Annotated in this window: 16 protein-coding genes; 8 read left to right on the top strand and 8 right to left on the bottom strand. The window is 56.8% G+C overall.

Translation table 11 applies throughout. The annotated features are described in order from the left end of the window. Nucleotides 1-9 precede the first annotated feature (9 nt). From asr to QZH36_RS01555, 3 genes are all read left to right on the top strand, one after another. Nucleotides 10-525: an acid resistance repetitive basic protein Asr gene (gene asr / locus QZH36_RS01560; protein ID WP_253453951.1), complete on the top strand. Its 516-nt coding sequence runs from the start codon at nucleotides 10-12 to the stop codon at nucleotides 523-525. A 78-nt stretch (nucleotides 526-603) separates the two neighbouring features. Continuing rightward, the gene (gene ydgU, locus QZH36_RS21505) at nucleotides 604-687 is read left to right on the top strand and encodes a small membrane protein YdgU (protein WP_495849197.1); all 84 of its coding nucleotides are present in this window, start codon (nucleotides 604-606) and stop codon (nucleotides 685-687) included. 100 nt (nucleotides 688-787) lie between these two features. Next, nucleotides 788-1,588, top strand: a complete 801-nt coding sequence (locus QZH36_RS01555) for a trypsin-like serine peptidase (protein ID WP_253453949.1) — start codon at nucleotides 788-790, stop codon at nucleotides 1,586-1,588. 208 nt (nucleotides 1,589-1,796) lie between these two features. On the opposite strand, the gene hrpA is transcribed toward QZH36_RS01555, so the two are convergent. Beyond that, complete coding sequence (hrpA, locus tag QZH36_RS01550) at nucleotides 1,797-5,693, bottom strand: ATP-dependent RNA helicase HrpA (protein ID WP_301729498.1); 3,897 nt, start codon at nucleotides 5,691-5,693, stop codon at nucleotides 1,797-1,799. A gap of 220 nt (nucleotides 5,694-5,913) precedes the next feature. On the opposite strand from hrpA, the gene QZH36_RS01545 reads away from it, so the two are divergent. Continuing rightward, nucleotides 5,914-6,519: an FMN-dependent NADH-azoreductase gene (locus tag QZH36_RS01545; protein WP_253453945.1), complete on the top strand. Its 606-nt coding sequence runs from the start codon at nucleotides 5,914-5,916 to the stop codon at nucleotides 6,517-6,519. 47 nt (nucleotides 6,520-6,566) lie between these two features. Here QZH36_RS01545 and QZH36_RS01540 read toward each other — a convergent pair whose 3' ends face one another. Together QZH36_RS01540 and QZH36_RS01535 are read right to left on the bottom strand one after the other, a co-directional pair. Then, complete coding sequence (locus tag QZH36_RS01540; protein WP_253453943.1) at nucleotides 6,567-6,758, bottom strand: YnbE family lipoprotein; 192 nt, start codon at nucleotides 6,756-6,758, stop codon at nucleotides 6,567-6,569. Continuing rightward, nucleotides 6,755-9,373, bottom strand: a complete 2,619-nt coding sequence (locus QZH36_RS01535) for a YdbH family protein (protein WP_301729497.1) — start codon at nucleotides 9,371-9,373, stop codon at nucleotides 6,755-6,757. Before QZH36_RS01535 ends, QZH36_RS01540 begins: the two co-directional genes overlap by 4 nt. Nucleotides 9,374-9,550: 177 nt before the next feature. On the opposite strand from QZH36_RS01535, the gene QZH36_RS01530 reads away from it, so the two are divergent. Further along, entirely contained in the window at nucleotides 9,551-10,543 is a 993-nt protein-coding gene (locus tag QZH36_RS01530; RefSeq protein ID WP_301729496.1) for a 2-hydroxyacid dehydrogenase, read from the top strand. A 9-nt stretch (nucleotides 10,544-10,552) separates the two neighbouring features. Here QZH36_RS01530 and QZH36_RS01525 read toward each other — a convergent pair whose 3' ends face one another. Continuing rightward, on the bottom strand, nucleotides 10,553-10,816 hold the full coding sequence (locus QZH36_RS01525) for a putative hemolysin (protein ID WP_125287660.1): 264 nt from the start codon (nucleotides 10,814-10,816) through the stop codon (nucleotides 10,553-10,555). A 395-nt stretch (nucleotides 10,817-11,211) separates the two neighbouring features. On the opposite strand from QZH36_RS01525, the gene QZH36_RS01520 reads away from it, so the two are divergent. Next, nucleotides 11,212-11,499: a putative quinol monooxygenase gene (locus QZH36_RS01520; protein ID WP_253453937.1), complete on the top strand. Its 288-nt coding sequence runs from the start codon at nucleotides 11,212-11,214 to the stop codon at nucleotides 11,497-11,499. A 44-nt stretch (nucleotides 11,500-11,543) separates the two neighbouring features. On the opposite strand, the gene dbpA is transcribed toward QZH36_RS01520, so the two are convergent. The 4 genes from dbpA to zntB all read right to left on the bottom strand — a co-directional run bounded on the left by dbpA (nucleotide 11,544) and on the right by zntB (nucleotide 15,586). After that, entirely contained in the window at nucleotides 11,544-12,923 is a 1,380-nt protein-coding gene (dbpA, locus tag QZH36_RS01515) for an ATP-dependent RNA helicase DbpA (protein WP_301729495.1), read from the bottom strand. Nucleotides 12,924-13,118: 195 nt separating this feature from the next. Then, nucleotides 13,119-14,012: a tRNA 2-thiocytidine(32) synthetase TtcA gene (gene ttcA, locus QZH36_RS01510; RefSeq protein ID WP_253453932.1), complete on the bottom strand. Its 894-nt coding sequence runs from the start codon at nucleotides 14,010-14,012 to the stop codon at nucleotides 13,119-13,121. A gap of 156 nt (nucleotides 14,013-14,168) precedes the next feature. Continuing rightward, a complete protein-coding gene (ynaL, locus tag QZH36_RS01505; protein WP_301251677.1) occupies nucleotides 14,169-14,360 on the bottom strand; it encodes a proline-rich small protein YnaL in 192 nt (63 codons plus the stop codon). Between the two features lie 242 nt (nucleotides 14,361-14,602). Continuing rightward, nucleotides 14,603-15,586: a zinc transporter ZntB gene (gene zntB, locus QZH36_RS01500; RefSeq protein WP_253453929.1), complete on the bottom strand. Its 984-nt coding sequence runs from the start codon at nucleotides 15,584-15,586 to the stop codon at nucleotides 14,603-14,605. Between the two features lie 321 nt (nucleotides 15,587-15,907). Between zntB and bglF the strand changes: the two genes are divergently transcribed. Together bglF and ascB are read left to right on the top strand one after the other, a co-directional pair. Beyond that, nucleotides 15,908-17,785, top strand: a complete 1,878-nt coding sequence (gene bglF / locus QZH36_RS01495) for a PTS beta-glucoside transporter subunit IIABC (protein WP_253453927.1) — start codon at nucleotides 15,908-15,910, stop codon at nucleotides 17,783-17,785. A gap of 17 nt (nucleotides 17,786-17,802) precedes the next feature. Beyond that, on the top strand, nucleotides 17,803-19,197 hold the full coding sequence (gene ascB, locus QZH36_RS01490; protein ID WP_301729494.1) for a 6-phospho-beta-glucosidase: 1,395 nt from the start codon (nucleotides 17,803-17,805) through the stop codon (nucleotides 19,195-19,197). Nucleotides 19,198-19,274 lie beyond the last annotated feature (77 nt).

Genomic DNA, 19,274 nt, shown 5'->3' with positions numbered 1-19,274 from the left:
GGTTGTGCAATGAAAAAATTATTCGCTCTGGTTGTAGCCGCTGCTATGGGTATCTCTTCAGTTGCTTTTGCTGCTGAAACCACCGCCGCGCCAGCCACTACCGCACCGGCTGCTTCTACTACCGCCGCGCCAGCTCATGCCGCTAAGCATCACAAAGCGCACAAGAAAGCCGTGCAGAAAGCGCAGGCAGCTAAAAAACACAAGAAAGCCGTTAAACAGCCGGTAGCCCAGAAAGCTCAGGCAGCCAAGAAGGCCCACAAGAAAGCCGTTAAGCCAGCTGCACAGAAAGCGCAGGCTGCCAAGAAAGTACACCACAAAAAAGCGGCTAAACCAGTAGCGCAGAAAGCGCAGGCCGCCAAGAAAGTGCACCATAAAAAAGCAACCAAGCCAGTAGCGCAGAAAGCTCAGGCCGCCAAGAAAGTACACCACAAGAAAGCCGCTAAGCCAGTAGCGCAGAAAGCTCAGGCCGCCAAGAAAGTACACCACAAGAAAACCGCTAAGAAAGCCGCCGCGCCTAAAGCGTAATTGCCGAAGCAAGCCTTCAACTTAGTCTGTTCACTTAAACACCCGGTTCAGCCGGGTGTTTTTTTCCTGGAGTATCGGATGATGGTGCGCCGCTATTTATTCGAAATTATCCTGGCCTGTATGATTATCTGCGGCGCTATCGCCTTTAGCTTCTATCTTTAATATCCGTAGCCTGCTGATTTATAAATTAAACTTCCTTTTTACCGCCAGCCGACTATAGTTATTACCACCTGCGGTTTTTAATCTCCATTCAGAGAGAGACATGCGCCTGAAAGCTTTTTTTTTAATGGGATGTTTAGCCCTTTCATTTTGTAGCCACGCCGGTGACGACGACGCACAGGATGTCAGAACGCTGTTTTTCGGCAAAGACGATCGCCACCCTGTCAGCGATACCGCCAGCCAGCCGTGGGAAGCAATAGGCCAGCTGGAAACCGCCAGCGGCAACCTGTGTAGCGCCACCCTGATTTCGCCTCATTTAGCCCTGACTGCCGGCCACTGTCTGCTGGCGCCGCCGGGCAAAATCGATAAAGTCGTTGCGCTGCGTTTTATCGGGCATGATGGCGACTGGCGCTACGAAATTCACGATGTGGATACCCGGGTCGATCCCGCTTTAGGCAGAAAGCTTAAGGCCGACGGCGACGGCTGGATCGTGCCTTCATCGGCCGCACCTTACGATTACGGGCTGGTCGTACTGCATAATCCGCCTTCCGGCATAACACCCGTGCCGCTGTTTGACGGCAGCCGCAGCGATCTGACCGCCGCGCTGAAAACGCAACAGCGTCGGGTAACTCAGGCGGGCTACCCGGAAGATCATCTTGATACGCTCTATTCACACAGCAACTGTCTGATTACCGGCTGGGCGCAGAAAAATGTGCTGTCGCATCAGTGCGACACCCTGCCTGGCGACAGCGGTTCGCCGCTCCTGCTAAAAAGCGACAGCGGCTGGCAGCTGATTGCGGTACAAAGCTCTGCACCGGCGGCAAAAGATCGTTACGAAGCGGATAACCGCGCCATTGCCGTCACCGCCTTCCGGGACGGCCTGGAAACGCTGGCGCAGGAATAAAGGGATAAATGAATGCCGTCGGTTTGCGGCATTCAGGCAGGTTTTTAAGCTGTACTAGTGAATATCCTTTTTGCCTTTTCTCCAGCCGGATGCAGCAGGCAAAGCCGCTCACCAATCCTTAACGCGCTTTTACTGCTAATTCTTTTAGCAACAGCTATTTAAGTTTAAGAGCGTCCGCTGGCCTGTATTGCCAGCGGACGAGTTAATCTCAGAGCACTATCTCATCCATTGCCTGCTGAATACGCTTTTCCGAAACCGGATAAGGCGTGCCCAGCTGCTGAGCGAAATAGCTGACGCGCAGCTCTTCAATCATCCAGCGGATCTCTTTTACATCCTCATCATCGCGGCGAACCGGCGGCAGCTTGTTAAACCACCCCTGCCAGGCCTGCTGAACTTTCTCTATCTTGACCATTCTGGCGCGGTCGCTGTGCGGATCGACCGGCAGCTTTTCCAGACGGCGCTCGATAGCCTGCAAATAGCGAAGGGTGTCGGCAAGCTTGTTCCAGCCGTTGCCGGTAACGAAACCGCGATATACCAGGCCGTTCATCTGCGCTTTGATATCGGAAAGCGCCAGCGCCATCGTCATATCCACGCGCCCTTTCAGCCGCTTGTTGATAGCAAACACCGCCGTCAGGATCTGCTCGACCTTTTTGGCTATTTCCACCACGGTTTCGTTCAGCTCCGCTCGCACTTTTTCATGTAGCTGGCGGAAGCCCTCTTCCTGCCAGGTCGGGCCGCCATATTCAGCAATCAGCTTGTCCACGCCGCAGGCGATGCAGTCATCTATCAAATCCAGCACTTTGCCATAAGGGTTAAAGTAAAGCCCCAGCTTGGCTTTGTTCGGCAGCTTTTCATGCAGATATTTAATCGGCGAAGGGATATTGAGCAGCAGCAGCCTGCGCTGACCGCGCCACATCGCTTTTTTCTGCTCGTGCTCGGAATCAAACAGCCGGATCGCCACGCTCTCTTTTTCATCCACCAGCGCGGGCCAGGCCTTCACGCTGTAGCTGCCGCGCTTCTGCTCGAAATGGTCTGGCAGATCGCCGAAGCTCCAGATATGCAGGCCGCTCTGCTCCAGCCCGTCATCCGCCACCAGCGACAGCGTTTCCTGCACTTTGGCCTTCAGCTGCTCTTTCAGCGCGGCGAGATCGCGTCCTTCCGCCAGCTTGCGGTTATGTTCGTCCACCACGCGGAAAGTCATTTTAAGATGATCGGGCACCTGATCCCATTGCCAGGCCTCACGGTCGATAGTGACGCCGCTCATCCGACGGAATTCGCGCTCCAGCGCGTCCACCAGCGGCAGCTCCAGCGGCGTGGCGCGCGCCAGAAAAGCGTCGGCGTAATTCGGCGCGGGCACAAAGTTACGGCGTAACGGTTTTGGCAACGACTTAATCAGCGCGATAACCAGCTCCCGCCGCACGCCGGGGATCTGCCACTCGAAGCCTTTTTCCTCAACCTGATTCAGCAGCGGCAGCGGGATATGCACCGTAACGCCATCCGCATCGGTTCCCGGCTCGAACTGGTAGCTCAGCTTCAGCTTCAGGTTGCCCTGCTGCCAAAAGTTAGGGTAATCCAGCTTGCTGATGTTCTCAGCGCCTTCGCGGATCAGCATCTCTTTAGCAAAATTAAGCAGCTCGGGCTGCTCGCGGCTCGCCTTTTTCCACCAGCTGTCGAAATGGCGGGCGGAAATCACCTCGTGCGGAATACGCTGGTCATAAAAGGTAAACAGCGTCTCGTCATCCACCAGGATATCGCGGCGGCGCGATTTATGCTCCAGCTCTTCCACCTCTTCGCGCAGCTTAAGATTAGCGCGGAAGAAGGCGTGACGCGTCTGCCAGTCGCCTTCCACCAGCGCGTGGCGGATAAACAGCTCGCGCGACAGCACCGGATCGATCGGGCCGTAGTTGACCTTGCGCGCCGCTACGATCGGCAGGCCGTACAGCGTGACTTTTTCACTGGCCATCACGGCGCCCTGGCCTTTCTCCCAGTGCGGCTCGCTGTAGCTGCGTTTAATCAGATGCTGCGCCAGCGGCTCGATCCATTCCGGCTCGATACGGGCGGCAATACGGCCCCAGAGACGGCTGGTTTCCACCAGTTCAGCGACCATCGTCCACTTCGGCGGCTTTTTAAACAGGCCGGAGCCGGGGAAAATCGAGAAGCGGGCGTTGCGCGCGCCGGAGTACTCCTGCTTCTCGACGTCTTTCTGACCAATATGGGAAAGCAGCCCGGTCAGCAGCGCGGTATGCACGCCCCGGAAATCCGCCGGTTCGCTGTTCAGCGGAATACCCAGCTCGCGCACCACCTGCCGCAGCTGGGTGTAGATATCCTGCCATTCGCGCACGCGCAGATAGTTCAGGTAGTCCGTTTTGCACAGGCGTCGGAACTGGCTGGACGACAGCGCTTTCTGCTGCTCCTGAAGGTAGTTCCACAGATTGACGAAGGAGAGGAAATCGGACTCTTTGTCGGCAAAACGGCGATGTTTCTCGTCGGATGCCTGCTGTTTCTCAACCGGACGCTCGCGCGGATCCTGGATAGAAAGCGCGGCGGTGATAATCATCACTTCGCGGGTACAGGCGTATTTCTGCGCCTCCAGCACCATTTTCGCCAGGCGCGGATCGACCGGCAGCTGCGCCAGCGAACGGCCGGAAGGCGTCAGCTTGTAGTGCTGGTCGTCCAGGGTTATCGCGCCCAGCTCTTCCAGCAGCTTGACGCCATCCTGAATATTGCGTTTGTCCGGCGCTTCCACAAAAGGAAACGCGCCGATATCGCCCAAGCCCAGCGCGGTCATTTGCAAGATGACCGAGGCCAGATTGGTGCGCAAAATTTCCGGATCGGTAAAGGCCGGACGGCTTAAAAAATCCTCTTCCGAATAAAGGCGGATACAGATGCCCTCGGAAACGCGGCCGCAGCGTCCTTTACGCTGGTTTGCCGACGCCTGGGAAATCGGCTCAATCGGCAAACGCTGAACCTTGGTGCGGAAGCTGTAGCGGCTGATACGCGCCGTGCCGGGATCGATAACGTACTTAATACCGGGCACGGTCAGCGACGTTTCCGCCACGTTGGTCGCCAGCACGATGCGCCTGCCGCTGTGCGACTGGAAGACGCGGTTCTGCTCGGCGTTGGAAAGGCGCGCATAGAGCGGCAGGATCTCCGTATGCGGCAGATCGCGACGGTTCAGCGCATCGGCGGTGTCGCGAATTTCCCTTTCGCCGCTCATAAAGATCAGGATATCGCCACGGCTTTCCTGACCCAGCTCGTCCACCGCGTCAAAAATCGCCTGTAGCTGATCGCGTTCGGTGTCGTCCGCCTCTTCCACAATCGGCCGGTAACGCACTTCGACCGGATAAGTGCGGCCGGAGACTTCAATCACCGGCGCATGGTGAAAGTGCCGGGAAAAGCGCTGTGGATCGATAGTGGCCGAGGTAATGATAATCTTTAAATCGGGACGGCGCGGCAGCAGCTCGCGCAGATAGCCCAGCAGGAAGTCGATATTCAGGCTGCGCTCGTGCGCCTCATCAATAATGATGGTGTCGTACTGCATCAGCAGGCGATCCTGCTGGATTTCCGCCAGCAGGATACCGTCGGTCATCAGCTTGATCTGGGTCGTTTCGCTGACCTGATCGTTGAAGCGCACCTTGTAGCCCACGCAGCCGCCGAGCGAGGTTTCCAGCTCGGCCGCAATGCGATCGGCCACCGTTCTCGCCGCCAGACGACGCGGCTGGGTGTGACCAATCAGCCCCGTGATGCCCCGGCCCAGCTCCATGCAAATCTTCGGCAGCTGGGTGGTTTTCCCCGAGCCGGTTTCGCCTGCCACAATCACCACCTGGTGATCGCGAATAGCCTCGGCGATTTCCTGTTTCTTCTGGCTGACCGGCAGGTTTTCCGGGTAGCGGATGGTCGGCGTGGCCGCTTTCCGCAGCGCCACGCGCTGTTCCGCCGCGGCGATTTCGCCGCTCAGCTCATCGGCTATCGCCTGCTGAGCCGCAGGGTTCTTCACTTTTTTTGCGCCGTGCAGGCGCTTTTGCAGCCGCTGACGATCTCTGAGCATCAGCGCTTCCAGGCGCGGCGCCAGCGTCGTTAAAGGCGTACGGGGAGTATCAGACATAAAAAAGCTCGCTAATCGCCAGCAGGCTGGCAAACAAAGTATGAATAAAAAATTTTGCGTATTGTAGCACAGACAACCACTTAGCTACGGCTGCGGCGCGCTAACCTTGTTCAGTAAATTCGAACACGGGCTTCAGAATATTGCACTATCCCTACGGCTGATTTGCCAATAGAGTGTAAGTCATTGAGCGGACACATCCGCATAACAAAGGAAATTCATTATGAGCAAAGTTTTAGTACTGAAATCGAGCATTCTCGCAGGCTACTCACAGTCCAACCAGCTGGCCGATCACTTTGTTGCAGAGTGGAAAGCGGCGCACAGCGGCGATGAGATCGTGATCCGCGATCTGGCTGCAAATCCGATTCCGGTACTGGACGGCGAACTGGTCGGCGCGCTGCGTCCTTCCGATGCTGCTCTGACGCCGCGTCAGCAGGAAGCCCTGGCGCTTTCCGACGAGCTGATTGCTGAAATTCAGTCTGTGGATACCGTTGTTATTACGGCGCCGATGTACAATTTCAACATCCCGACGCAATTAAAAAACTACTTTGACCTGATTGCCCGCGCCGGCGTAACTTTCCGCTACACCGAGAAAGGCCCGGAAGGTCTGATCGTCGGTAAAAAAGTAATTGTGATCACCAGCCGCGGCGGCATCCATAAAGATACGCCAGCCGATCTGCAAACGCCTTACCTGAAGCTGTTCCTGGGCTTCCTGGGTCTGAGCGACGTACAGTTCGTTTACGCTGAAGGCATGGCATACGGCCCGGAAGCGGCCACCAAAGCCAGCGAAGAAGCGAAAGCCACGCTGAACCAGCTGGTTAACGCCTGATCTTTTCCTCAGATCTCGCCTGAAAAAGCAGCCGCCCGGCTGCTTTTTTATTGCCGCAGCGGCGCATCTTCGCCGTTTTTCAGCAGCGTCTGCACGTCTTTGTCCGCTTTAATCACGATTTCATGCTCGATTTTCACGTTCATATTGATGGTAATCGGCTCTTTTGGGGCAGCGACCTCAATACGGGGCACGCAGCCGCTGAGCAGCATCCCCGCGAGGATCGGCAGAGCTGTTTTCATTCGGTTTTTCCTTGTGCTGACAGCGTGGCGTGCTGCTCTGTCCAGGATTGCAAATTGTCACCAAAGCGCAGGCTACGCCACAGCTGAAAAATATTTTCCTGCTGCGTGTAGTGCAGCGAGACGTGCTGATTTTTATCGCTGAAGCGGCTGGTGCCGTTGACCTGCGCCGTCATGGTCATCTCGCCTTTATTATCAATATTCAGCGTGGCCCGACTGCGGGAAATTTCCATATAGCGCAGCCAGTCCATCGCCGCGCCGGTGGCAATATTACCGGAAGCCAGCGCGTCGGCGAAATCTTTATCCAGCCGCAGCGTCAGCGGGCCGCTGTTGGTGATCCAGCCCTCTTTGACCAGCCAGGCAGAATTTTGCAGCCACAGCGGCAGCGCGCCGTCAACGCGGCCGGACATGGCGATTTTTTTCGGCTGAATGGCCGTTACCAGCTCGCTCATGCTGATAGCTTTCAGCCGTAGCGTGGCCGCTTCGGTTTGCGGTAGCTGAAGGCTAAGCAAACTCAGCTCGCCGCCCAGCACCTCCACCCCGACGTTGCTCAGGCGCAGCGGCCGGGCGGCGCTCCACGGATACCAGCCCTGAAGATCGGCGCGAATATTTTTTAGCGCAAACTGGTTTTTAATTGCCTTGATGCGCAGCGAAACCGGGCCTTTGGCGCCAAAGTACCACTGGCCCGCTTGCAGCCTGAACGGCAAAGAGAAATCGATGCCGGTAAACTGGTTATCCGGCGTGCGCACGCTGCCGTCGCTGACCACCCAGTGGCCGCCTGCGGCAAAACCCTGATCCGCCGCCGCTGAAAAAGCGACCTGAGCTTTCAGCGTGCCGCCGCGAACAGACATTTTCAGATCGTCGTTCAACAGTGACTGGAAAACCCTTAGCGACTGCTGCGGCCACCAGGCCTGGCCACGCAGCCGCGTACCGTCCCAGCGGCCCTGTATCCGTACCGGGCCGACCGGATCGGCGGTCAGTTTGCCCTTATAGAGGAAACGAGCGGGATCGCTACCGTTGAGGTCAAGCATTAACTCTGCGGGCGGCAGATAGCCGCCGCTGTCGAGGCTGGTGCGCTGCGCGTTGAGCCGCAAGCTTGCGCTAAAAGCAGGGGTTTTCTCGTCGCGTAGCCAGCGAACCGGCCTGGCCAGCGTTAGCCTGGGCGCGGCCATTGTTACCCCGCCGTAGCGAATTTGATCGAATCCGGTGGACAAAGAAGCGAGTTCAATCTGCCGATCCTGCCAGCTTCCACGCCCTTTTACATCCCATTTGGCCGCCAGCGGCGCCATCAGCCCGTCGCCCCAATAGCGCCACAGCCAGCGGCCTTTGTCCGGCCAGAATCCCGTGGCGCGACCGTCCAGATGCAGGCGGAACCGTCCCATCTGGTTATCGTGCGCGCTAAGAATGGCCTGTAGCCGCCCCTCGATGCCCGCTGAAGAGACCGCCACCCCGGAAAGCGGCCAGCGCGCTTCGTCCACCTCCAGCGTAGAGAGCAGACGCCCGCGCATCCGCAACAGCGCGCCGGGCTGAAGGCGCAGAACGGGATCAAGCAGCGGGCCCTGTAACTTGCCGGGAATGCCGGCGAAAAAAAGCAGCTGCGCCAGTTTGCTCTCGCCCGTCAGGCGAAACGGCAGCTCGCTCTGCGTCCAGTCCAGATGGCCCGGCCCGACTGACAGCACGACATTGCCTTTGCCGCCGCGTCCCTGGGTCAGCACGTTGAGTCTCCCTGTGACTTCCATCCCCGGCAGCCCTTGCCGCCAGTCTTTTAGCGTCAGGGCCACGCCGCCGGACACCGGTTGTGCGGCCCAGGGCCAGCGCCATTTGCCCTGGCTAATCGCAATTTGCTGCGCGGAAACCCGCCACGGCAGCAGCAGCAGCGGCACCTCCAGATCCTGCGCCCTGAGGGTCAGCGTGCCGCTGTTCTGCTGCCAGTTGAGGCTGGCCCGCAGCGGCTGTGGAACGCTTGCCGTTTTCAGCGTGGCCGCCAGCTCGCCGCTATCCGGCAGCCGGTCAGGTATTTTCGGCATCGTCAGCAAACCGTTCATGGTGATGGGATCGGTCATGCCCGCTACGCTAAGCGCCAGCGACTGTACATCCAGCTGCTGGCCCGCCAGCACGGCCCGTAACGAAAGGTTTTCGCCCTGCCAGTGAATAAGCTGCCGTTGCGGATCGAGGTTGAGCCGCAGCGCTCCCGCCCAGCTTTGCCAGGGAAGCAGGCTGACGCGCTCAATGGCAACGTCTGCTTTTGGCAACATTGACTGCCACTCCGCCAGCGAACGCGGCGCGGCAGGCTGATCGCTGCTTGTTGACAGCTTGCTGAAACAGGCGCTGTTGACTTCAAGCAGCGTCGCGCCCAGCGTCCAGCGGCCTGCGGCTCTTCCCAGCGTCACGTTGCTCGCCTTTGCCAGCTCGCAGTCGCCTGTGCGATAGCGAAGGCCGGGCAGCCACAAGGCGCCTGAACGCCAGCGGGGGTTGCCATCCAGCCTGACCGTGGTGGCAGCGGGCAGCCAGAAGCCCGCCAGCCGCGGCAGCCACCAGCTCAGCGTCAGCAGCCCGGCGCCGCTTAAAACCGCAGCCGCTGCGATGGCGATAATAAATAGCTTCCAGCCCCGGCTCATACGTCAATCCATTCCTTAGGTTAAGGCGTAAATCATGGCACGTCCTGCGCGCCGCGAGAAGATTTTAGCGGGTAATTATTCACCTGCCGAACAAATATTGCCTGCCATTGGCTGACTAGCCGCCCAATGCAAAGTATTGTTAAGGGAGAGCTGTCTGACGGATACAGGAGATCATGCATGAAACTTGCGGTATACAGTACCAAACAGTACGACCGGAAATACCTTGAGCAGGTTAACGAAAGCTATGGATTTGAGCTGGAATATTTTGATTTCCTGCTGACCTCGCGCACCGCGAAGACGGCGGCCGGCTGCGATGGCGTCTGCATTTTCGTCAACGACGATGGCGGCCGCGAGGTGCTGGAGGAACTGGCGTCGCTGGGCGTCAAATATATCGCGCTGCGCTGTGCCGGATTTAATAACGTCGATCTGGACGCGGCAAAAGCGTTGGGATTGAAAGTGGTACGCGTGCCGGCCTACTCGCCTGAAGCCGTAGCGGAACACGCCGTTGGTATGATGATGACGCTGAACCGCCGTATTCACCGGGCTTATCAGCGAACCCGCGACGCCAACTTCTCGCTGGAAGGCCTGATCGGCTTCAATATGCACGGTCGTACCGCCGGTATTATCGGTACGGGCAAAATCGGCCTTGCCACGCTGCGTATCCTGAAAGGATTTGGTATGCGGCTGCTGGCTTTCGATCCTTATCCCAATCCCCAGGCGCTGGAACTGGGTGCCACCTACGTCGATATCAAAACGCTGTTCAGGGAATCGGATGTGATTTCGCTCCACTGTCCGCTAACGCCCGAGAATAATCATCTGCTGAATATGGCGGCTTTCCAGCAGATGAAAGATGGCGTGATGATTATTAATACCAGCCGTGGCGGCCTGATTGATTCTCAGGCGGCGATTGACGCGCTAAAAATGCAGAAGATCGGCTCGCTGGGTATGGACGTTTACGAAAACGAACGCGATCTCTTTTTCGAAGATAAATCTAATGACGTTATTCAGGACGATATCTTCCGTCGCCTGTCCGCCTGCCATAATGTTCTGTTCACCGGCCATCAGGCTTTCCTGACGGCAGAAGCCCTGACCAGCATCGCCGCGACCACCTTGCAAAATCTGCAACAGCTTGAAAAAGGCGAACTCTGCGATAACGAGCTGACGGGCTAACGCCGCTTTTTAGCGGGCGCAGCTGCCGCTGGCCAGCGCGCTTTCGCCGCAGCGACGCCCGTTGGCCAGCTGGCACATGCCTACAGCACTTCCATCCAGCTGGCGCGAAAGCGCCAGCGTTCCCCCGGCGTCTGAACAGGCGCTGGCGGCCAGGTCGGACATCACAACTTTAGGCGGCACGTGGGCGCTGGTAGCCTGCTGCGGCGGCTCGTTATCGTGGCTACAGCCGGTAAGCAAGACGCAACCAGCAAGCAGAAATATCGCTGCTCTCATCAGAAAACTCCGGAAGAAGGACTTGGGCGTGGGTCAGCATATGTCAGGATGCCGTCAGGGTCGAGCGCAGTCACGAATATTTACTAAATTAAAAATAATGAATGGCAATAGCCGCTGGTCTGATTTTACCAATAAGGTCATCAACGCAGACAGTAGTGACAGTGTCACCAGGATGAGCCTGGCTCCCGCCTGAAGCTGAGTATGAGCGTGACGTTGTCACCTTCATCGACTTTTAGCTGTTGGCATTACGTGCGTTGAAACTAAAGCCTGGCTGAATAAATAGCGTAACGACCTGAAGGCTTAAGCAATTTATGGCATGATAGCTTTCTCTCTTCGGCGGCTAATCCTGTCGAACGGAAACGGCCTTACACCGGGTTTTATCTAAGGAGAATAAAATGAGCGACAAACATGTGCGTATCGTGGCGAAGTTTACCGCCAGAGCAGGTAAAGCAGACGAACTGAAGAAAGTGCTAAACGCGGGCGTTAAGCCGGCACGCGCGGAAGAAGGCTGTATTCATTATGACCTGTACCGCAGCGTAGAAGACGGCAACGTGTTCCTTTTTCACGAAACCTGGCAGGACGCGCAGGCCGTAGAGACGCATGGCAATCAGCCGCACTTTAAAACGCTGATGGCCGATGCCGAACCTCTGGTGGCGCAGCCGCCGGAAGTGCTGAAGTTCTGAAGCAAGAACACCCTGTTCAGGGTGTTCCGGGCCTGCCGGCGCCGCTACTTCAAAAGTCGGGCGCGGCAGGTTTTCCCTTTGATTTTCACCTGCTGCAATTGCTTCATCACCTGGCGCGCGCTGCTCTGACGGATAGCGACATACGCCTGCGTTGGGCCAATATCGATTTTACCGATAGCGTCGCCGCTCAGCCCTGACTCACCGGTTAACGCGCCCAGAATATCGCCAGGGCGGATTTTTGCCTTACGCCCGCCGTCCAGGCTCAGCGTCGCCATTTCCGCCGGTAGCGGACGAGGCGCCACGCTTTTCAGCTCCGACACGCTGCGCCAGCTCAGCTTCTGCTGTAAAAAGTCTTCCAGCGCGTGGGCGCGGATCATCTCGTCCGGCGCAACCAGACTGATCGCCAACCCTTCCGCACCCGCGCGGGCCGTACGGCCAATGCGGTGCACGTGCACTTCCGGATCGTACGAAAGCTGATAGTTGACCACCATTGCCAGCGCTTTAATATCCAGTCCGCGCGCGGCGACATCCGTAGCCACCAGCACGCGACAGCTGCCGTTGGCAAAACGGATCAGCACCTGGTCGCGGTCGCGCTGTTCCAAATCGCCATGCAGCGCCAGCGCGCTGATTTGCTGCCCTTCCAGCGCGGCGGCGATATCGTCGCATTCGCGTCGGGTGTTGCAGAACACCACGCAGGAAGACGGCTGCTTATCGCTAAGCAGGCCGATTAACGCCGGCAGTTTCTCTCGCGAGCCGGCTTCATAAAAAGTTTGCTCAACCGCTGGCAAATCGCTGACCACATCTGTTTCCACGCTCAGCGGATCGCGCTGAACACGCTGGCTAATCTTTGCGATATCCTGCGGCCAGGTCGCGGAGAACAGCAGCGTCTGACGCGCGGGCGGCGTGTAGCTGATAATGGCGTCGATATCATCGCGGAAGCCCATCTCTAACATGCGGTCGGCTTCGTCCAGCACCAGCGTACTTAGCTGGCCCAGCTGCAAGGTTTCACGCTTCAGATGATCCAGAATACGCCCCGGCGTGCCGACGACGATATGCGGCGCATGCACCAGCGAATCACGCTGGGCGCCCATCGGCTGGCCGCCGCACAGGGTCAGAATTTTGATATTGGCGGTAAAACGCGCCAGGCGACGCAGCTCTTTGGTGACCTGATCGGCCAGCTCGCGCGTCGGGCAAAGCACCAGCGATTGGGTAACAAACTGCGTGGCGTCGATGCGCTGCATCACGCCGAGGCCGAAAGCGGCCGTTTTGCCGCTGCCCGTTTTTGCCTGCGCGCGGACGTCGCGACCTTCCAGGATCGCCGGTAACGATGCGGCCTGAATGGGGGTCATGGTGTGGTAGCCCAGCTCGTTCAGATTGGCGATCTGGCTGGCTGGCAGGGAAGTCAGGGTTGAAAAAGCGCTCACAAATTACTCTCTGAAAAACCGGAGGGGAAATTGCCGCTGAGTGTAGCAGAAAAGCGCTGGCGGACGTTACTGCCGCGGAGGGAATTGTGTGCCGGGCCGACGAAGGGATGCACGGGCAGCAAAAGCAGCGGCTGAAAAAAGCAGGCGCGGCTTCCGCTGCACGGTTAACGACGGGGAGCGGCCTCCCCGGCTTACTCAGATATTGGTGACGTCGATAAACATCGCTTTATCAATGTTGGTAGAGGAAACCGTCGCTTCGGTAAAAGCGTACTCCTCTCTTTCGCCTTCGCGATCCAACGGCAGATTGACGAAATCGAACAGATTGCGATCCGCCAGCTGGCTTGGACTGACGTTTTGCAGCGATTTGAATACGCTTTCCACGCGTCCCGGCTCTTTTTTATCCCACTCGGCAAGCATTGCTTTAATCGCCTGACGCTGTAGGTTTTCCTGCGATCCGCAAAGGTTGCAGGGAATAATCGGGAAGTCTTTCTGCTCAGCATAGGCGATCAGATCTTTTTCGCGGCAGTAGGCCAGCGGCCGGATAACCACATTGCGGCCATCGTCGGAACGCAGCTTGGGCGGCATTGCCTTCATGCGCGCGCCGTGAAAAATATTCAGAAACAGGGTTTCCACAATATCATCAAGATGGTGGCCCAGCGCGATTTTGGTGGCGCCGATGCGTTCTGCAAAAGAATAGAGCGTGCCGCGGCGCAGTCTTGAACAAAGCCCACAGGTGGTTTTGCCTTCGGGGATTTTCTCTTTTACAACAGAGTAAGTGTCTTTATCCACGATATAGTAAGGGATATTCAGGCTCTCGAAGTACTCTGGCAAAATATGCTCGGGAAAACCAGGCTGCTTCTGGTCGAGATTCACGGCAACCACCTCAAACTTCACGGGCGCAACCTTTTGCAGACCCAGCAAAATATCCAGCATGGCAAAGGAATCTTTACCGCCGCTCATGCAGGCCATCACCACGTCGTTCTCTTCAATCATATTGTAATCAATGATGGCGTTGCCGACGTTTCTTCTGAGGCGCTTTTGCAACTTGTTGAATTCGAGCGTCTCTTTTCTTGTATCAGTCTGATTCATAAATACTTATTACGCCGAGCGGACAAACCGGCGGCGGGTTTCCTGGTTGAGCGTTGGACTGTCGCGGATTATACGGGTTTTTAACAGAGGTGGAAATATTCGGGAAGCGGTCGTCAGCTGCAAAAAAGGCCGGCGATGTTAACCGGCCTGGCCGTGCTACATATGCGGCGGCGGATCGGTGATGGGATCCGGCATATCAGGCGGCGGATCGGGCATCGGCTGCGGTGTTGGAATAGGATCGGGAATCGGTACGGGATCGGTCGGCACCGGATCGGAAGCTCTTGGTGTATCCATTACGTAGTCGGACAGCATATCTTCCTCCTCGAACATAAGGTGAACTGTAAGCATAGGCACCACCGCCAGCGCTGGCAAACGGGCAAAAAAAAGCCGGCTTACGCCGGCCTGTATGAATTAAAAATGCTATGCAGTAATTCAAAAAAGGAAGTAAGACAATATGGAGCGCAACGCCCATCGCTTGACGTTGCATTCACCTGCGAGAAAGAGTTTGCCCCAGCCGTCTGCTCCTTTTATTGATATCGATCAGCTTTATTGCCCCTTTTTGCGCTTTATCGCGGCAGAGTGGCGGTAAATTACAGCCATTTACGGCGACGTAACCACCAGGCAACGCCAAGCACCAGCGCCACTAACAAAAAGCAGAAGGTGGCAAAGCCGAAGCGCCACTCGCCGCCCGGGATGCCGCCAAGGTTGACGCCAAACAGGCCGGTGAGAAAGGTTGTCGGTAAAAAGACCATCGCCAGCAGCGACATGGTATAGGTGCGACGGTTCATCGCTTCCGCCATCACCGTGCTGATTTCATCCGACAAGACTGCCGTGCGCGCCACGCTGGCATCCAGGTCGTCCAGCCCACGACCCAGCCTGTCGGCGATATCCTGCATGCGTCGTCGATCGTCATCGCTCATCCACGGCAGCCTTTCACTGGCGATACGCGAAAATACGTCGCGCTGAGGCGCCATATAGCGCCGCATAATAATCAGCTGTTTACGGATCAGCGCCAGCTCGCCTCTGGGCGGCACCTGCTGATCGACTACCGCATCTTCCAGTTCGATAATTTTATCGTGTAGGTCCTCAATAAACTCGCTGGTGTGATCGGTTAAGGCGTCGCAAACGTCCACCAGCCAGCCGCCGCCGTTGGTCGGGCCGTTGCCGTTTTGCAGATCGGTCAGCACTTCATCAATAGCGAACACCTTACGCTGGCGGGTAGAAACAATGAGCCGGTCATTAATAAATACCCGCACAACCACCAGCTGATCGGGACGCGATTCGGTATTCAGGTTGACGCTGCGCAGCGTAATCATCGTTCCGTCGCCCAGACGATTGACTCTTGGGCGCATACTGTCGCCGCCCAGGGCGTCACGCACGGCATCCGGGAGCAGCGGCGTGGACATCAGCCATTCTGCGCTTTCCCGGTGGGTGTAATTCAGGTGCAGCCAGCAGGGCTTGTCACAGTGAATTACGTCTTTATCATCAATCGGGATCAGTCCGCCCTTTCCGTCCAGCTGGCAGGAAATAATGGCGTCCGATACCTGTAAGGCCTTGCCTGCTATGCTTTCCACAACCTTTCCTCGCAGCATAATCAATGCGATACAGTCTAGCCTGCGCGAATGCCAATGCAAAACCTCCTTTCTGAGCACACAGGTTAAAAAGCGTGTCAGTGTGCAAATAAAACTCGATCCGCCTCACGATTCAGTCATCAACCCATCGCCGATGCTTGTTATTTGTTCGCCTTTAAGAAACTATCCTGAATGCTAATCAGGGTTGTCACTGTCTACGCAGGCAAAACCTGAACCGCTTATTTTCATGCCCGTGGCGAAAATAAGCGGTTCAGGTTTTTTTTTGGTTTTTTTCAGTTAAGGCGAAGGTGCAGGGAGCGTTTTATGAACTATCAGCAGCTGGCCCAACAAATTCTGCAAGGCGTGGGCGGCCGGGAAAACATAGCGTCACTGGTACACTGCGCGACCCGACTGCGCTTCAGGCTTAAATCCGTAGCGCTGGCCGATACGGCCTCGCTAAAAAACAATCCGGGAATTATTACGATCGTCGAGAGCGGCGGTCAGTATCAGGTGGTGATAGGCAATCATGTCGGCGACGTCTATCAGGCGCTGTTGAGCGAAGGCGGCTTAAGTGAAGGCGAACAGGCTGCCGCTGCGCCCGTAAAACTGTCTCTCTTTAATCGTTTTATCGATATCGTTTCGGGCATTTTCACCCCGTTCCTTGGCGTAATGGCCGCTTCCGGCGTGCTGAAAGGCCTGCTGGCGCTGGCGCTGGCGATCGGGCTGCTGCAGGAGCAGAGCGGCAGCTATCGGGTTCTTTTCGTCGCCAGCGATGCGCTGTTTTATTTTTTCCCCCTCGTGCTCGGCTACTGTGCCGGTAAAAAATTCGGCGGCAACCCTTTTACGTCGATGGCGATTGGCGCTGCGCTGGTGCATCCCTTAATGCTGGAAGCCTTTAATCAGGCGCAAAGCGGCGAAGCGCCGCTCTCCTTTTTCGGCGTTCCTCTGATCCTTATCAATTACGCCTCGTCGGTGATCCCCATTTTACTCGCCGCCTGGGTCGCCAGCCTGCTGGAGAAAATGGTTAATTCGCGCCTGCCGGATGCCATCCGGAATTTTATTACGCCGCTGCTTTGTCTGGGGGTGGTGGTACCGCTGAGCTTTTTAGTTATCGGTCCGGTCGCCACCTGGCTCAGTAACCAGCTGGCTGACGGCTATCTGTGGATTTACGCCCTGAGTCCGCTGATCGCCGGGCTTTTCCTCGGCGGTTTCTGGCAGGTGCTGGTTATTTTTGGCCTGCACTGGGGGCTGGTGCCGCTGATGATTAATAACCTCAGCATGCATAGCCAGGACTTTATGATGCCGCTGCTGTTCGCCGCCGTAATGGGCCAGAGCGGCGCGACGCTGGGCGTGCTGCTGCGAACCCGCGATCGCAGGCTGAAAGGCATTGCCGCTTCCGCATTCAGCGCCACCATTTTTGGCATTACCGAGCCGGCGGTTTATGGCGTTACTCTGCCTAACCGCCGTCCCTTTATTTTTGGCTGTATCGGCGGTGCGCTGGGCGCGGCGCTGATCGGTTTTTACCATGCCAGCGTTTATTCGTTTGGACTGGCCAGCATCTTTACGATTTTTCAGAGCGTGCCTAAAACGGGCATTGATATCACCGTTTATGCCGTGCTGGCAGGCGCCCTGCTGTCGCTGATTTTTGCGGCCGTCGCCACTTACTTTTTCGGTCTTGCTCCACAGCAGGAAACCGAAACCCTCGTCGATGCGACGCCGGAGCCTCCCCCGGAAAAGCTGACGCACACCTTTACCCTGACCAGCCCGCTAAGCGGCAAAGTAGTGCCGCTGGAACAGATCGCCGACGAAACCTTTGCCAGCGGCCTGCTGGGGAAAGGCGTAGGGATTGTGCCCGACTGCGGCCGTGTCGTTTCCCCACTGGACGGTCGCGTGGCTTCGCTGTTTCGCACCGGACACGCGATTGGCCTGATCGCCGAAAACGGCGTGGAGCTGCTGATCCACGTCGGGCTGGATACGGTACAGCTGAACGGCAACTATTTCACCGTTCACGTGGCGCAGGATCAGCCAGTGCGCCGTGGGGAGCTGCTCATTGAGTTCGATCTTCCGGCCCTGCGTGAAGCCGGCTATGACCTGACCACGCCCGTCATCATCAGCAACAGCGACGACTATCTTGACGTGCTTCCCGCCAGCGATCGGGAACAGGTAGCGGAAAACGGCGCGTTGCTGAAGCTGATTATGTAACTGCTTAAGGAGCGATTATGCATACATTTCCACAAAACTTTCTTTGGGGCGGCGCGATGGCCGCTAATCAGGTTGAGGGAGCATGGCGGGAAGGTGATAAAGGCCTGTCGACCTCCGATGTGCAACCGCACGGCATTTTTGGCGAACGCGTTGCGCGCCAGCCGGGCGATTTTAACATCAAGGATATTGCCATCGATTTTTATCATCGCTATCCGGAAGATATCCGGCTGTTCGCCGAAATGGGCTTCACGGTGTTACGCATCTCCATCGCCTGGACACGCATTTTCCCACAGGGCGACGAGGAGCAACCCTGCGAGGCCGGACTGGCTTTTTACGATCGCCTGTTTGACGAGATGGCTAAATATAATATTGCGCCGATGGTGACGCTTTCGCATTACGAAATGCCCTACGGCCTGGTCAGCAATTACGGCGGCTGGGGCAACCGTCAAACAATTGTTTTTTTTGAACGCTATGCCCGCACGGTATTTGAGCGCTACAGGCACAAAGTAAAATACTGGCTCACCTTTAATGAGATCAATATGTCACTGCATGCGCCTTTCACCGGCGTAGGCCTGCCGGAAAACAGCAGCAGACAGGCGATATACCAGGCCATTCACCATCAGCTGGTGGCAAGCGCACGGGCAGTAAAAGCCTGCCATCAAATTGTGCCTGAAGGCAAAATCGGCAATATGCTGCTGGGCGGCCTGCTTTATCCTCTGACCTGCCGTCCTGAAGATATGCTCGAAGCGCTACAAAAAAATCGTGAATGGCTGTTCTTTGGCGATGTACAGGCGCGCGGCGCTTACCCACCCTATATGGCACGCTTTTTTAAACAGCAAGGTATCGAAATAGCTATCAGCGAGCAGGACAACATCGATCTGCGCGAACCCGTTGATTTTATCTCCTTCAGTTATTACATGAGCGGCTGCGCCACGGCGGATAAAACAGCGGCCCTGGCGCGTGGCAACGTGCTGGATATGGTGCCGAACCCACATCTTCCCGCCTCTGAATGGGGATGGCAGATCGACCCGCAGGGACTGCGGCTGCTGCTGAATATGCTTGCCGATCGCTATCAAAAGCCGCTGTTTATCGTGGAGAACGGCCTGGGCGCCAGGGATAAGGCAGAAGCGGATGGCGCAATCAACGACGATTATCGCATCGCTTATCTGAACGATCATCTGGTGCAGGTGCGTGAAGCCATTAAAGACGGCGTGGAGGTCTGGGGCTATACCAGCTGGGGGCCAATTGATTTAGTGAGCGCCTCGAAAGCCGAGTTTTCCAAACGCTACGGTTTTATCTATGTCGATCGCGACGACCAGGGAAACGGTACGCTGGCGCGCAGGCCCAAAAAGAGTTTTTGGTGGTATCGCGAGGTTATAAAAACCCAGGGTGCCTCTCTGAGCCAGCGGTGAATAAATCCAGGCCGGACATGCTCAATCCGGAGGGCAGTTAACGCCTTCCGGCAATGTCGTTAATAGCCTGCCTGAAT

Origin of the sequence: Erwinia wuhanensis (assembly GCF_030484085.1) — a bacterium.
GTDB classification, from domain to species: Bacteria; Pseudomonadota; Gammaproteobacteria; order Enterobacterales; family Enterobacteriaceae; genus Erwinia; species Erwinia aeris.
This window is presented reverse-complemented; position numbering and strand designations above follow the sequence as displayed.

Excerpts from the sequence above, each read along its gene's own strand:
- asr (WP_253453951.1), top strand. The coding sequence starts at position 10 with ATGAAAAAATTATTCGCTCTGGTTGTAGCCGCTGCTATGGGTATCTCT.
- ydgU (WP_495849197.1), top strand. The coding sequence starts at position 604 with ATGATGGTGCGCCGCTATTTATTCGAAATTATCCTGGCCTGTATGATT.
- QZH36_RS01555 (WP_253453949.1), top strand. The coding sequence starts at position 788 with ATGCGCCTGAAAGCTTTTTTTTTAATGGGATGTTTAGCCCTTTCATTT.
- hrpA (WP_301729498.1), bottom strand. The coding sequence starts at position 5,693 with ATGTCTGATACTCCCCGTACGCCTTTAACGACGCTGGCGCCGCGCCTG.
- QZH36_RS01545 (WP_253453945.1), top strand. The coding sequence starts at position 5,914 with ATGAGCAAAGTTTTAGTACTGAAATCGAGCATTCTCGCAGGCTACTCA.
- QZH36_RS01540 (WP_253453943.1), bottom strand. The coding sequence starts at position 6,758 with ATGAAAACAGCTCTGCCGATCCTCGCGGGGATGCTGCTCAGCGGCTGC.
- QZH36_RS01535 (WP_301729497.1), bottom strand. The coding sequence starts at position 9,373 with ATGAGCCGGGGCTGGAAGCTATTTATTATCGCCATCGCAGCGGCTGCG.
- QZH36_RS01530 (WP_301729496.1), top strand. The coding sequence starts at position 9,551 with ATGAAACTTGCGGTATACAGTACCAAACAGTACGACCGGAAATACCTT.
- QZH36_RS01525 (WP_125287660.1), bottom strand. The coding sequence starts at position 10,816 with ATGAGAGCAGCGATATTTCTGCTTGCTGGTTGCGTCTTGCTTACCGGC.
- QZH36_RS01520 (WP_253453937.1), top strand. The coding sequence starts at position 11,212 with ATGAGCGACAAACATGTGCGTATCGTGGCGAAGTTTACCGCCAGAGCA.
- ttcA (WP_253453932.1), bottom strand. The coding sequence starts at position 14,012 with ATGAATCAGACTGATACAAGAAAAGAGACGCTCGAATTCAACAAGTTG.
- ynaL (WP_301251677.1), bottom strand. The coding sequence starts at position 14,360 with ATGCTTACAGTTCACCTTATGTTCGAGGAGGAAGATATGCTGTCCGAC.
- bglF (WP_253453927.1), top strand. The coding sequence starts at position 15,908 with ATGAACTATCAGCAGCTGGCCCAACAAATTCTGCAAGGCGTGGGCGGC.
- ascB (WP_301729494.1), top strand. The coding sequence starts at position 17,803 with ATGCATACATTTCCACAAAACTTTCTTTGGGGCGGCGCGATGGCCGCT.